12 protein-coding genes are annotated in these 13,279 nt (G+C 32.9%); 7 read left to right on the plus strand and 5 right to left on the minus strand.

Annotated features, from left to right (window positions below):
- Positions 1-213: 213 nt before the first annotated feature.
- The gene (locus tag SB689_RS01000) at positions 214-1,938 is read left to right on the plus strand and encodes a DUF4041 domain-containing protein (protein ID WP_410690234.1); all 1,725 of its coding nucleotides are present in this window, start codon (positions 214-216) and stop codon (positions 1,936-1,938) included.
- Between the two features lie 66 nt (positions 1,939-2,004).
- Here SB689_RS01000 and SB689_RS01005 read toward each other — a convergent pair whose 3' ends face one another.
- The 3 genes from SB689_RS01005 to SB689_RS01015 all read right to left on the minus strand — a co-directional run bounded on the left by SB689_RS01005 (position 2,005) and on the right by SB689_RS01015 (position 4,924).
- Positions 2,005-2,421: a hypothetical protein gene (locus tag SB689_RS01005; RefSeq protein WP_410690235.1), complete on the minus strand. Its 417-nt coding sequence runs from the start codon at positions 2,419-2,421 to the stop codon at positions 2,005-2,007.
- 212 nt (positions 2,422-2,633) lie between these two features.
- The gene (locus SB689_RS01010; RefSeq protein ID WP_410690236.1) at positions 2,634-3,821 is read right to left on the minus strand and encodes an MFS transporter; all 1,188 of its coding nucleotides are present in this window, start codon (positions 3,819-3,821) and stop codon (positions 2,634-2,636) included.
- A 131-nt stretch (positions 3,822-3,952) separates the two neighbouring features.
- Positions 3,953-4,924 carry a helix-turn-helix domain-containing protein gene (locus tag SB689_RS01015; protein WP_410690237.1) on the minus strand — a complete coding sequence of 324 codons (972 nt, stop codon included), beginning with the start codon at positions 4,922-4,924 and terminating at the stop codon, positions 3,953-3,955.
- A gap of 287 nt (positions 4,925-5,211) precedes the next feature.
- Between SB689_RS01015 and SB689_RS01020 the strand changes: the two genes are divergently transcribed.
- Both SB689_RS01020 and SB689_RS01025 read left to right on the plus strand, forming a co-directional pair.
- Positions 5,212-6,060 (plus strand): hypothetical protein, encoded by an 849-nt coding sequence (locus SB689_RS01020; protein ID WP_410690238.1) that lies wholly within the window; start codon positions 5,212-5,214, stop codon positions 6,058-6,060.
- A 223-nt stretch (positions 6,061-6,283) separates the two neighbouring features.
- A complete protein-coding gene (locus SB689_RS01025; RefSeq protein WP_410690239.1) occupies positions 6,284-7,861 on the plus strand; it encodes a Na+/H+ antiporter in 1,578 nt (525 codons plus the stop codon).
- Between the two features lie 3 nt (positions 7,862-7,864).
- Here the strand turns inward: SB689_RS01025 and SB689_RS01030 are convergent, their stop codons facing one another.
- Entirely contained in the window at positions 7,865-8,197 is a 333-nt protein-coding gene (locus tag SB689_RS01030) for a hypothetical protein (protein WP_410690240.1), read from the minus strand.
- Between the two features lie 536 nt (positions 8,198-8,733).
- On the opposite strand from SB689_RS01030, the gene SB689_RS01035 reads away from it, so the two are divergent.
- From SB689_RS01035 to SB689_RS01050, 4 genes are all read left to right on the plus strand, one after another.
- Positions 8,734-8,943: a hypothetical protein gene (locus tag SB689_RS01035; protein WP_410690241.1), complete on the plus strand. Its 210-nt coding sequence runs from the start codon at positions 8,734-8,736 to the stop codon at positions 8,941-8,943.
- A gap of 171 nt (positions 8,944-9,114) precedes the next feature.
- On the plus strand, positions 9,115-9,324 hold the full coding sequence (locus tag SB689_RS01040; RefSeq protein ID WP_410690242.1) for a hypothetical protein: 210 nt from the start codon (positions 9,115-9,117) through the stop codon (positions 9,322-9,324).
- 63 nt (positions 9,325-9,387) lie between these two features.
- On the plus strand, positions 9,388-10,257 hold the full coding sequence (locus SB689_RS01045; protein WP_410690243.1) for a LysR substrate-binding domain-containing protein: 870 nt from the start codon (positions 9,388-9,390) through the stop codon (positions 10,255-10,257).
- A gap of 316 nt (positions 10,258-10,573) precedes the next feature.
- The gene (locus SB689_RS01050) at positions 10,574-12,436 is read left to right on the plus strand and encodes a hypothetical protein (protein WP_410690245.1); all 1,863 of its coding nucleotides are present in this window, start codon (positions 10,574-10,576) and stop codon (positions 12,434-12,436) included.
- Between the two features lie 194 nt (positions 12,437-12,630).
- Here SB689_RS01050 and SB689_RS01055 read toward each other — a convergent pair whose 3' ends face one another.
- Complete coding sequence (locus tag SB689_RS01055; RefSeq protein WP_410690246.1) at positions 12,631-13,278, minus strand: DUF1349 domain-containing protein; 648 nt, start codon at positions 13,276-13,278, stop codon at positions 12,631-12,633.
- Between the last annotated feature and the right edge of the window lies 1 nt (position 13,279).

The following is a 13,279-nucleotide window of genomic DNA, read 5'->3' on the forward strand; positions in this document are numbered from 1 at the left end:
TACACAAAGTAGTAGTTTTCCTTATTATCAGACAATTTTTAAAGATTCAAAACAAAAAAGTTCATTAAGTTTTGTCGGGAATATATTTCGTTAAAAAATGTTCGGTTTTTAATCGAACATTGCTTCTAATTTATGGCTAACCGTAAAAAATGTCAAATTATTATTAGTATTATTGCGATGACTAATAATTAAAAACTAATTTATAATCTAACCATGGGAATTGTACTAATCATTATTTTCTTTTGTTTAATGATGTTTGCTTTCATTAAATCAGGTAATCTTAAGAAAGAAATAACTAAAAAAGATGCTCAGATTGCTCGTTTGAACTTGGAAATTAATCAGTTAAAAAATGAAATAACCAATCATCAAACAGATAAAAAATCATTAAATGACAAAATTCAGAGATTGCGAGCGGAATTATCTAACCTTCAAATCGATAAAAAATCTGTCGAAGAAAAAAATATTCAGCTTAAAAATAATAACGATGCTTTAAGCAAATATCAGGATATCCTTAATATTCAGGTGGAATGTGAATATCTTTTAAAGAAAGCTGAAAAAGACAGTATAAAATTAAAAGAAAAAGCACAGTTAGAATTAGATACAGCTCAGCAACAATCTAGAGAATCTCGTAGAATTACAAGAGAATACACAGAAAAAAGAACCAGAGAAGTGGAATTATTGTATGAAAATGCAGTAAGAGAAACTCAAAGAATCATCGAAAATGCAGAAAATAAAGCAGAATCAATAGGAGGTGACGCTTACCGAAGTCTGAGAGAAGCGGATCTTATTGCAGATCGAATTAAAGCCATGAAAAATGTAATTAAAGGATACGGAAATGAATATATCATTCCAACGTATACTTTATTAGATGAACTTGCAGACGATTTCGGTCATAAAGAAGCCGGAGAAAATCTTAAAAAACTTCGTTTGAACAATAAATTAATGATCACAAACAGGCAGGCAGGTCTTTGTGAATATGTTGATGAATATAGAAAAAATATCGCCATCGATTTTGTAATTGATGCTTACAACGGAAAAGTAGAAAGTATCTTATCTACCGTAAAAAAAGATAATTATGGAATTCTTAAACAAAAAATAAATGATGCTTTTCAATTGGTTAATTTTAATGGAGAAGCATTCAGAAAAGCAAGAATATCCAATGTTTATCATGAAGCGAGACTTGAAGAGTTGAAATGGGCTGTCGTAGCGCAAGAGCTAAGATGGCAGGAGCAGGAAGAACAAAGGCAGATCCGTGAGCAGATAAGAGAAGAAGAAAAAGCTCGTAAAGAATTTGAAAAGGCAATAAAAGATGCTGAAAAAGAAGAGCAAACCTTAAAAAGACTGATCGAAAAGGCTGAATCTCAGGTTTCCAGAGCAAATGAAGAGGAAAAATTGCTTTTCCAACAAAAGTTAGAAGAGTTACAGAATAAGCTTGAGCAGGCTGAAGAGAAAAACCAGAGAGCAATTTCAATGGCTCAACAGACAAGATCGGGGAATGTGTATATTATTTCAAATATCGGATCATTTGGCGAAGATATTTATAAAATAGGAATGACAAGACGTTTGGAACCGTTGGATCGAGTAAGAGAGCTTGGAGACGCAAGTGTTCCGTTTGAGTTTGATGTGCATGCCATGATTTATTCTGATGATGCTCCAACGTTGGAAAGACAGCTTCATAAGAAGTTTATGAAAAGTCAACTTAATAAAATCAATCCTAGAAAAGAGTTTTTTAAATTAGGAATCAATGATATTAAGAATTACATCGAGACTATCGGAATCGGCTGTAAATGGACAATGGCTGCCGAAGCAAAACAATACAGAGAAACTCTGAAATTGGAAGAAGAAATGCAAACCAACAAGCAACTTGAATCAGAATGGGAACAGTATCAGGAAGAAGTTGATCCTGTAAGCTATGAAGAAGTTTTGGTTGAAGAATAAAATTCGCTTAAACATAAAAAATCCACAACTAAAAAGCTGTGGATTTTTTTGTGATAATATATTAAACTAAGATTCGGTCTTCAATAGGCCATAGTTCACAGGAGCAGGTTCTTTTCCGAATAAACACGAAAAAATGTTCTGGAACTCATGGATATATTTACATTTAATAGAATTTCCGTAGATTTTTAAACCTTCTACGATCTTTCTTGGATTCAGGTCGATATCATATTTAATGAACGTTTCCGGTCTTTCATATCTGATACGCTGCTCTGAGCTGTATGTTCTTGAAAAACCGAATTTCTCTAACCATTCTTCAGTAATCTGAATAGGTGTAATAGATTCTGCTGAAACAGAAAAACTGTGAATATCATTCTCTATTTTTACAAAATAATCTTTTTCATTATCCTGGAATATCTCAGTTATTGTAAATATCTGATTTCTGTATTCCACTAAATTTTTAATTTTAAGATCTACAACGTTCATAATATTTTGTGTTAAGGTTAAAAGTATATTGAATGTGCGTGTTGGTACAGTTATGTTTACAAATATTATGCCTTACACGGTAAATTTATTTAATCTTTTTAATAATTAATAATTAATATTTTTCTTAAATAATTAATTATATGTTGATTACATTAACGTGAGGTCATTTTTAAACTCAAATAATGTGGTATATGTGTGGTATGTAATATTCTTTATTGACGGGAAATTTTATCAATAGTGAGTGAAAAAGCAATGATAATAGAGAAAATAAGGAAGAAAATAAAGAATTTCCAGGAAGTTGCATGGAGGATATAGCCCGTACCACTTCCCAAAATGCTTGAGCCAAAATAATAAAAAAGCCAGTAAATAGACGTTGCAGAAGATTTTCCTTCCTTTGCACGCAAAGCCGTCATCTGACTTGCCATAGTATGCGCCGCAAAAAACGAAAGCGTAAATAATCCAAGTCCGAAAATCACAATATAAATATTTTCAGAAAGTAAAAATAAAATTCCGCCAAGCATAAATAGAATAGAGCCTTTCAGAATATTTTTCCGGTCTGTTTTCTTTGATATCCTGCTTGTGATCATCGTCCCGAAAACCCCGAAAGTATACATCAGAAATATAAAAGCAATCCAAAAATGATTTAATGAAAATGGTGCAGATTCCAATCGAAACGTAAGATAATTATAAACGCTCACAAAACTTCCCATCAGAAGTGCTGCAATTAAGTATAGACGAAGCATATAAGAGTCCGTAAGAAACTTCATCATTTGCTTCAATTTCAGAGAATAATCTGTTTTTTGAGAATTAAAAAACTTTGAATCGGGGAAAAATTTCCAAAAGAGTAAACCTAATATCAAACTTTCAATTCCGATGATCAAAACGGCATTTCTCCATCCCAATTCTCCGGCGATTATTGTCGCTGAAATTCTCCCGCTCATCCCGCCGATGGTATTTCCGCTGAGATACATGCTGATGGCCAAGGCAACTACAGAAAGCTCAACTTCTTCCGTCAGATAGGCGAGCGCAACCGAAGAAACTCCTGAAATCACAAAACCTTTTAAAACACCAATTGCGATTAATAAAGGTAAACTTTGAACCCAACTTGAAATAATTGTCAGTACAGCGGAGGAAAGCAATGAAAAGATCATCAGTTTTTTCCTTGAATAACTGTCTGCTTTAAAGGTAAAAAAGAATAAACCCAAAGCCATTCCTATTGTAGCGGACGAAACGAGTAGGGAACTATCGCCAACAGTCGTGTGAAAATGCTCTGCAACCATCGGTAACAAAGGCTGAAAAAGATAAAGCTGTGCAAATACAGAAAGCCCTGAAAGAAAGATACAAAGTTTTATATATCGGAAACGTTTACTGCTTTTGTATGCTTTTTCAGGTGTGATCATGATTTTTTAGAATTAAAACCATTCTAGAACTATATTCTTGATGAGTTTTATAATCTGTAAATTTCCTGATATTTTTTTAATTTCTAAAACGCTTTATTTCGATAATATTCATCGCTGAAACCGATTTAGAATTAAATATTGATCGTCTGCAAAGTATTGATGTATTCCGAAGGTGTAATTTTTTCAATTTGCTTAAAAACACGATTAAATGTTGACTGATTCGAAAATCCGGCCTCCGTGTAAATGTACATCAAGGTTACTTTTTCAAGATCGTTTTCGTTCAATAGTTTTTTCACACAATTGATGCGGTGAATATTCAAATAATTATTAAAATTTGGAAAGCCGTGTTGTCTTATCGCTTTTGAGATATAAGTGCTGTTAACCTCCAGCTCTGTAGACAGTTTTGAGATATTAAAATTAATATCTTTATAAGACAGTTTTTCTGTCATCATATTTTCTATTTTCTCAAATAGCTCATCTCCAAACGCAGTATCTTTTTCTACAGATACGGTTATTCTCGGTTCAGACTGTTGTTTTTGTTCAATCTCATGATAAATTTCTTCTCGTCTGATCTTGTCTTTAAAATAAATAATCAGCGCGAATACTGCAACATTGGAGATCACCAAAAAAGTATCCGTCAGTTTCACATCTTCTTTGGTATGCTCTTGAAAATTAAAATCAAAATTTTTAGAAATCAAATAGCCTAAAATGATATTAATTAAGATAAATACACTGTAAATAATCACATATTTCCGGTTAAAAAACACATAGGCAGCCAATGGAATAGGCATCAACCAGACGAAACTTGCCACAGAATTATTCCAAAAGGCAAGCATGATGTAGAAATTATATAAAGACGCAAGAATAATATACGTATGAACCAGAATATTGATAGAATAATTTTTACGAATCATAAAATAAGAATATGACAGAAAAAATGCCCCGCCATAAAGATACCATGAGATCGTTTTATCCGGAATAAGAAACGTAAAAATAAGAGCATACACAAAAAGCACAGCCGACATTAAGATGACATAATAATGCACGAGATCTTTTTTGTGTTTCTCTATTTTTTGAAGTTTTATAGGATCGGTAATTATCATTTGTTGTTTAAAATATTACTTCATAATAGTCATAATTATCTTTTTCATCAGTCAAATCTAGGAATTAATTGTATTAAATCATTGATTTTAAATGAAATAAATAATGTAAGCTATTTTCAGGGTTTCATTGATGTGTTTAAAATTTGATTTATCGACGCCAATAACTTTGCACCAGTTCTTAATCAGAAATTTTATTAGTACAAAGATAAAAAAGAGTTAATAAAATAAAATGATATCTCTGAAATTGTACTCATTATAAATTAGACACAAATAATATATTATAAAACATGAAGAAATTAAAATTATCTCTTTTAGGTTTAGCATTGAGTTTTTTTTCAACGGAAACTTACGCTCAAATAGGTATCAATACAGAGTCTCCTAAAGCGACATTAGACGTTATAGGAAAACCTGACGTGGCAACTTCGGCAGATGGAGTAATCGCTCCCCGAATGACAGGAGATCAGCTTAAAGCTAAGGATTTGGTTTATCTTGCAGATCAGACCGGAGCATTGGTTTATGTAACGCAGGCAGTGGGAACGCCTTCTGTAAAAACAGCAAAGGTTGATAAACCAGGATATTACATGTTCAACGGTGAAACCTGGAAGTTTGCTTTCGGAGGAAACGATAATGATATTCTGATTGGCGAACTGGTTTATTATCACGGAAGTATTCCCGCAAATACCTCAGGAATAAATATTCTGGCAAGTACTTATCTTACAGACCTTCCTGTGTTGGGAGGTGTTTTAAGGCTTGATGCTCAGTTTGACGGTAATTCTTCAGGAACCGGAGCTGCAACTACTTTTAATCCACGTCTTTACAATGTCGGAACTTCTGATATGAAAATCTGGGTTTCGGAAATGTCTACCCACACAGGTGATTCGGACAATGGAAATATAAAGCTGTCACCGGGAGCTTACAGACAATTTGACGACGGAGTTTATCTTACACAAACTCATAATGAAACGGTAACTTTTGACATCACGATTCAGGAGCCGGAGCCAAGATGGTACAGAGTGTATTATGCTTTCAGAGTGGATAATAAATCTACAACAGGAACAAGTAATAATACAACATCAGATTCCAGTACAGCTGACAATACAAGAGAACTGTTTTTATCAGTACAAAGATTATATTAATTAATTTGATTGATTTTAAACAGGTTTCGATTCTATAAACACACAAGAAAAATTATATAAATTGAGAGGCGTTTGTCCTCTCTTTTTTTGCTATAAAGTTTTACTATAGATTTTTAAAATTTGTGAAAAGTTTTAATTCTTTTTAAATCTAAATATGTTTGAGCTATTTTTTGATTAAAAGTGATAATTCATTATCATTGCATTAATAAAAAAACATACACAAATGATAGAAGATTTTCCATTCTATTTATCCCTTATTGTGGCAATTGTATTGCTCATTATGTTAGCCAATAAAATAAAGGTTGCTTATCCTGTATTGCTTGTAATTGCTGGGCTTGGCATTAGTTTTATTCCCGGCATTCCGATGATTCATATTGATCCGGAACTTATTTTTATAATATTTCTTCCGCCTCTATTATATGAAGCAGCTTGGGCGATTTCATGGAAAGAGTTATGGAAATGGAGACGCATCATAAGCAGTTTTGCTTTTGTAGTGGTTTTTCTTACGGCTATTTCTGTAGCATTTTTTGCGAATTATTTTATACCCGGATTTTCTTTAGCACTTGGATTCTTATTAGGAGGAATCGTTTCTCCACCAGATGCAGTAAGTGCAAGTGCAATCTTAAAATTTGTAAATGTCCCAAAAAGAATGTCATCCATTTTGGAAGGAGAAAGTTTACTGAATGATGCTTCTTCATTAATAATTTTCCGTTTTGCGATGATCGCGGTTGCAACAGGGCAATTTATTTGGTCTGATGCAGCTTTAAGTTTCTCTTGGATGCTCGTCGGAGGTATTGGAATCGGATTATTAATCGGCTTTATCTTCATGAAAGGCCATAAATATCTTCCCACCGACGCCAATATGGATACCATTTTAACCATTGTTGCTCCTTATGTAATGTATATCGCGGCAGAAGAAGTTCACAGCTCGGGAGTTTTGGCTGTTGTAAGTGGTGGATTACTTTTATCGAATAACAGGCATCGTTTTTTAAGTACTTCATCTCGTTTGCGAGGTCTCAATGTTTGGGAAAGTCTTGCATTTGTTTTGAATGGATTGGTATTTCTTATAATAGGTTTAGCCTTACCGGAAATTACTTCAGGTCTTGAAGGAGTCGGACTTTCTGATGCTATCATTTATGGATTAATGGTAACAGGAGTATTGGTTGTTGTAAGGATTTTATCGGCTTACGGTGCAGTCTTGATCACATTAGTTGCCAGAAATTATATTCCCGTTGCAGATACAAGAAGTCCGGGACTGAAAGCTCCAATTGTACTGGGCTGGACGGGAATGCGCGGAGTGGTTTCTCTCGCTGCAGCATTGTCAATACCAACCCATTTATATGCTGGTGGACCTGCTTTTCCGCAGAGAAATTTAATCTTATTTATCACTTTCATTGTTATTTTAACCACGCTTTTGGTACAGGGACTTACGCTTCCTTATCTGATCAAAAAAATTAAACTTCCCACTTTCAATGATTATTTGCCTGATGAAGAAGCAGAAGATTTAATCAAAAGACAAATTGCAAAACATACCGCAGATCATATCACGAATAATCACTCCGAAATATTGGGAAGAAGTGCTTTTTTAAAACAAATTCATGAAAATTTGAAAGGAAAAGCGGATGTTGAGACTGAAGTAAAACTAACTTCAGAGGTAAAAGATGTTTATCTTGATGTTTTAAGCACACAGAGAGCATGGCTTCTAGACCAGAAACATAATGACGATGTAAATGAAGATGTTATCAAAAAATATCTCATGAAAATCGATCTGGAAGAAGCCAGAATACTTCTGATTCATTAAATTTTAATCATTGATAATCGTTAAAAGCCTCTGTAAATATTCATTTTCTTTTACAACCTTATTATAAGACTGTCTCACATAAGCTGGTGAAAGCTCATAGTTTTCCGGCTTTGAATTAAGATCTTCATTTTCAATATATTGATTGAGATGAAGCGTGTAATCTTTAATATATTTATTGATTAATTTTCGTTTGATTTTACAGATCGTATTATTTTTTATTTTATGTAAAGAGTTTAGAATGAAAGATTTATCTCCATGGAAATTAATAACGTTTGCTACAAACGAAAGATTATGTGTATCCTGTAAAACAGAATGTTGTTCATTTTCAAAAATCATGATGTGGTGAGAGTTTTAGTGAGTCTGTAATATTTTTAAAACACGTTTAGTGGATCTGTAAAAGATCAACAGACGGGAATTGAAAATGATTTTTTCAATATCAGAATAATCTTTTTTCGTGATGAAGTAAAGTTCGAAGGTTTCATGATATTAATATTTAAATGATTAAAAAAATAAGTGACTAGCTTAATTTTATATAAAATATTTCACTTCAAAAACCTAACCAAAATACTTACATTGTTTCAAAAATATTGAAAATTTGTAATAAAACCTCTTATTTATGTATTATTTTTCCTGAAACTTTAATTATTGTTGTCATTTTTGTGGTATGTAGATGTTATTATTCGATAAATAATATTTTTTAATATTAAATCATCACTGTGGAGCCACTAAAACTTAAAAATATATGGGTAAAAGTGGAAATATCTTTTAGAATATTATTTTAATTAACTCTAAATTAATTACTTGTAACAACTGATAAATACAGATTTTAACATTTTGGTACTTATTTTGATAATAAAAATAAAACACACAAAATGAAAAAAGAAAATTTTAACCACTTGTTGGGTAAATCGCGCAATGAAATTATCCAAGAACTAGGACATGGGTTTAATTATTTTAATAATGAAATCTGGACTTATGAAGTCGGAAAAGCCTTGTTCTTCAGGAAAATTATTCTCTCATTGACCTTTAAAAATGAAAATGTTTCTGAAATAAAACTGTCAAAAGTTTTTGGTAAAAGCTAAATTTTTCAAAAAAAGCACAACAATCATTTTTTCAATACTAAATATTTTCTTTTTACCTTATATTTTATTGATTTACGAAAGAGGGAGTAGAGGTGTAGTAGATATTTTATTAATTATTGATGATAGTTTTGCACTTTAAATATTTTCAATAAAATTATTATAACACACAAGATGAAAAAAGAAAATTTCAACCATTTGGTTGGTAAATCCCGCAATCAAATCAAGCAAGAACTAGGAGATGGATTTAATTATTTTAATAATGAAACCTGGACTTATGAATTAGAAAAAACATGGTTTGGCAGAAGAACTATTTTTGCCATTACATTTAAAGATGGAAAAGCTTCCGAAATAGATATTTTTAAAAGCTTTAATCGTTGCTAAATTTTCTAAATTTGTAAAACGTGTTATTTCGACAATATTCATTGTTAAAACCGATTTACAACTATGGAACTCAGACAAATTCGTTATTTTCTTAAAGCTAAGGAACTGCTTAATTTTACGGAAGCAGCTAATCATTTATTTATAAGTCAGAGCACGCTTTCACAACAGATCAAACAGCTTGAAGATGAATTGGGCATTCCATTATTTAATAGGATAGGGAAACGAATTACATTAACGGAAGCTGGAGCTGTTTTCTCAGAATACGCAGAAAAAAGCCTTCTAAAATCACAGGAAGGTTTTTTGGCTTTAAGAGATTTGAAAGATCTTAAAACCGGGGAGCTTACAATCGGAGTTACTTATGGAATGCGTTCCACATTAATCGAAGCACTCATTAGGTTCTCAGTGCAATATCCGGGAGTGAAGGTAAATATCGTTTTTGGAACTACTTCAGAATTAATTGAAAAATTAACCCATCTAGAACTCGATTTTGCCCTTACTTTTGCTGAAGGGAATAAGGAGAAAATATTCAATTACACTCCGCTTTTTACTTCTCCAATGACTTTGGTAGCTTCAAAAAAATCTGATTTTAAGAATAAAGAGAGTATCACTTTAAAAGAAATTACAGATTTACCATTGGCATTACCAACAAAAGGTTACAGCACAACAAAATTTGTAACAGAAGCCTTTGAAAGCAACAATTTATCACCAAATATTTTAATTGAAATTAATGATATTCCAACTTTGCTTGAGTTAACGAAAAGCGGAAATTGGTTTACCATTCTCGCACAAACTACAGTTACAGAAAAAGACGACCTGATTACTGTTCCAATCAAAGGGAAAAATATGATTCGTACTGCAATGCTAATTTCCTTAAAGGATGCTTATGAAAAGAAAGCGATGACTGTTTTTTATACTTTTCTCGTTACTCAGTAAAATATTCTTTCTCTTTAAATTAACCTGAGTAAAGTCAGTTTAAATATTCACTAATTATTGATATAATGAATATTTAATACTACCTTTTGGATAGTTTTGTGAAATATTTATAGGAAGTAGATCAAATCTACACTTGATCAGATTTTAAAAATTAATCAAATCTTCATTATATATTAAAAATATCATATTGTTATTAATATTTACTTAACAAATGATTATTTGATTAATAATAGTATTCAATTTTTAATATTATTGTTGAATTTATAAATTAAAATTTGTATTTTCACAAAACCAAAACAAAAAAAACTTGTAACATATGAAAAAAACAGTATTAACTATTGTAATGACTATTTCAGTTTTTGCTATTCAGATTAACGCTCAGGTTGGGATTAATACACCTTCACCAACTGCTACTATTGATATTCTCGCTAAAAATGCCACAGGCCCTGCAACCAATGTAGATGGTATGCTTGTGCCTAGAGTGGACAGGCAGAGAGCTCAGGTTATGACAGGTGTTCCTACTTCTACTTTAATCTATGTAAATGATGCAGCTACAGGATTGCAAACAGGAGCTGCTGCCAATATAGATGCTGTAGGTTACTATTATTATAACGGTACGGCATGGGTAAAAATGCATAATCCAAGTAATGCGATATTTTCTAATCTTAACATTTATAACTCTAACGGTGCATTAGATGGGAATAGAATTGTAACTCAGGCTGCCAATACTTTGGCATTTACAGCAAGTGCAACAAATGCATTTTCAGTAGATGGAGCTACCTTTTCTATAGATGCCGCGAATGATAGAGTAGGCATTGGAACTGCTGCTCCTACAAGAAAGTTACATGTAGAAGGAGGACAGTTTCTTAATGCTGCAGTGACAACAGCTTTAAGTAAAGATGCTTTAGATATTAATGTCGGCCAAGACGGTTTTGGTTACGGTAACCGTACAGATAATTTTGGAATTAATATGAAGTCTTCATCATCTATTTTTCCGGGACCTATTTCTCGTATTAATTTTGGGGATACTTCTACAGGTACTGCAGTAGGTCCTCGTTATCTATCTTTTAGTGTTGGTATTACTCCTAATGAGCTTATGTATCTTACAGACGCCAATACCGGAAGAGTGGGAATTGGCAATACAGCACCCGCTGCAAAACTGGATATCGTAGGAACTACTTTTGGTATGAAAAGCTCTACGGGTAGTGGAAGTTGGGATAATATTTGGTTTAATGTTACTCCAAGTATTCCTTCTATTAACGTTTCTGGAGCAGAATCTGGTTTGCAGTTTAATGTAGGATCAAACTCTGTGGGAACTTACGGTGATGGGCAGACATTAACAACTGTAGCTACTATGCTATCCAACGGGAATATGGGAGTTGGAACTACAACACCAGCCTCCAAACTTCATGTAGAAGGAGCGGAAGTTAGACTTAGTAATGCTACTTCCTTGTGGGGGCTTGATCCTGAAGGAACTTCACCTACTTCTCAATTCAGTATTATCGATCGTACCAACAGTGTGCGTCGTTTAATATTAACCGAAGGCGGGAATGCATTTTTGGGTGGAGCCCTTGGCACTTCTGGAGCAAATGCTACTATCAGTGCTGTTGGAGGAAGTGTTGGGATTGGTAACAATACCGCGCCAACAAATACTTTAGATGTAAACGGTACCACAAGAGTAAGAACAGTTAACCAAGCTGCAGGTGCTACTTTGATATCACCCGTTTATGTTGATCCTAATGGTGTTTTAGTAAAAGGTTCGCCATCAAGTACCTATGGAGGGTTTAGATCAAATTCAATAACTGTAGCAGCTGGTGGTTCAGCATCTTTGATTACTGGCTTGCCGGAAGGTGCGTATAGAGTAACGGTTTTAATAATTAACGGTTGTAACGATATTGCAACAGTTGATTTTCTTGTTCATAATGTTAGTTTAAATAGTTTTTTTGCTCTTAATGGACAGGATGGTTTAGTAAGTAGTAGTGGAGTTCACCCAACATTTACGCAAGCAGTAAGAAACACAGTTGCTGTTACATGGTCAAGCGTTGCAGTGTGTGCTGATGGAGGTAATGCAAATGCCTTTAATTATACTATTACAATGCCTTCCGCAGGAACAATTAACGTTACAAATAATGGAAACGTTACCAGAGCTTACAGAATATCACTTACCAGAATTGACTAATAATTTTGCTTTTAAGAAATTATTTTCCCTCAAAATAGTTTCTTGATAAACACACAATCAGATTCTAAAACACACAAATACAAACCGGATACAATTATCCGGTTTTTTCTATTTAAAATTTTAAAAAATAAAAACCTCCCAAAAAAATGAGAGGTTAATAAAAATTGACTGTATATTGAAGTGTAATTCAATCGTTATTTATGGTTTTCAAGCCATTGTAAGCGTCTTTCATCTGCAAGATGTTTCACTTTGAAATTTTCAAAAGTTGCATTGAATCCATTTCCATCCGGACACGCAGCCATTAAACCAACCATGACAGGGGTGTTATCCTGTAAATGAGCATTACGCATCATGATATAATTTTTATCATCAAAAGAATAAAAAATTTCTACCGCATCAAGCCTTCTTACTGCTTTTATCCAGACTGCGGGAGGTGTTTTGTCTAATGTGATCACGCTCCAGTCACTTGTTATATGAGTAACAACGGTACTGAGGTTGTACTTACCATCCACAAATTCAACGCCGGCTTTGATGTAATGGTCTTTATCAATTCTAAGCATCAATCCCATTTGATCAAATCTTGCCTTATAGTTTCCTGTAATTTTTACTTTCGCTTCAAATTCTCCGCCGTAAGTTGTATAATAAAATGGCGCATCATCCACGGTGAATCCATAATGTGAAATTCTCCAATAATCACTTTGAGGAGTGATGAACATTGATAAAGCATTGTTTTTAATTTCCCATTTTTCAGGTTCGTTGAACCATGTCATTTTTTCCAATGTCTGAGCAAAACTTTTCTGAGCCAACAGAAGCACACAGAAACTTAAAATTATTCTCTTCATT

It is taken from the genome of Chryseobacterium sp. SIMBA_038 (assembly GCF_046535115.1).
Lineage (GTDB): Bacteria > Bacteroidota > Bacteroidia > Flavobacteriales > Weeksellaceae > Chryseobacterium.

What these genes read in the sequence shown, in the direction of transcription:
- SB689_RS01000 (WP_410690234.1), top strand. Translation starts at nt 214, where the DNA reads ATGGGAATTGTACTAATCATTATTTTCTTTTGTTTAATGATGTTTGCT.
- SB689_RS01005 (WP_410690235.1), bottom strand. Translation starts at nt 2,421, where the DNA reads ATGAACGTTGTAGATCTTAAAATTAAAAATTTAGTGGAATACAGAAAT.
- SB689_RS01010 (WP_410690236.1), bottom strand. Translation starts at nt 3,821, where the DNA reads ATGATCACACCTGAAAAAGCATACAAAAGCAGTAAACGTTTCCGATAT.
- SB689_RS01015 (WP_410690237.1), bottom strand. Translation starts at nt 4,924, where the DNA reads ATGATAATTACCGATCCTATAAAACTTCAAAAAATAGAGAAACACAAA.
- SB689_RS01020 (WP_410690238.1), top strand. Translation starts at nt 5,212, where the DNA reads ATGAAGAAATTAAAATTATCTCTTTTAGGTTTAGCATTGAGTTTTTTT.
- SB689_RS01025 (WP_410690239.1), top strand. Translation starts at nt 6,284, where the DNA reads ATGATAGAAGATTTTCCATTCTATTTATCCCTTATTGTGGCAATTGTA.
- SB689_RS01030 (WP_410690240.1), bottom strand. Translation starts at nt 8,197, where the DNA reads ATGATTTTTGAAAATGAACAACATTCTGTTTTACAGGATACACATAAT.
- SB689_RS01035 (WP_410690241.1), top strand. Translation starts at nt 8,734, where the DNA reads ATGAAAAAAGAAAATTTTAACCACTTGTTGGGTAAATCGCGCAATGAA.
- SB689_RS01040 (WP_410690242.1), top strand. Translation starts at nt 9,115, where the DNA reads ATGAAAAAAGAAAATTTCAACCATTTGGTTGGTAAATCCCGCAATCAA.
- SB689_RS01045 (WP_410690243.1), top strand. Translation starts at nt 9,388, where the DNA reads ATGGAACTCAGACAAATTCGTTATTTTCTTAAAGCTAAGGAACTGCTT.
- SB689_RS01050 (WP_410690245.1), top strand. Translation starts at nt 10,574, where the DNA reads ATGAAAAAAACAGTATTAACTATTGTAATGACTATTTCAGTTTTTGCT.
- SB689_RS01055 (WP_410690246.1), bottom strand. Translation starts at nt 13,278, where the DNA reads ATGAAGAGAATAATTTTAAGTTTCTGTGTGCTTCTGTTGGCTCAGAAA.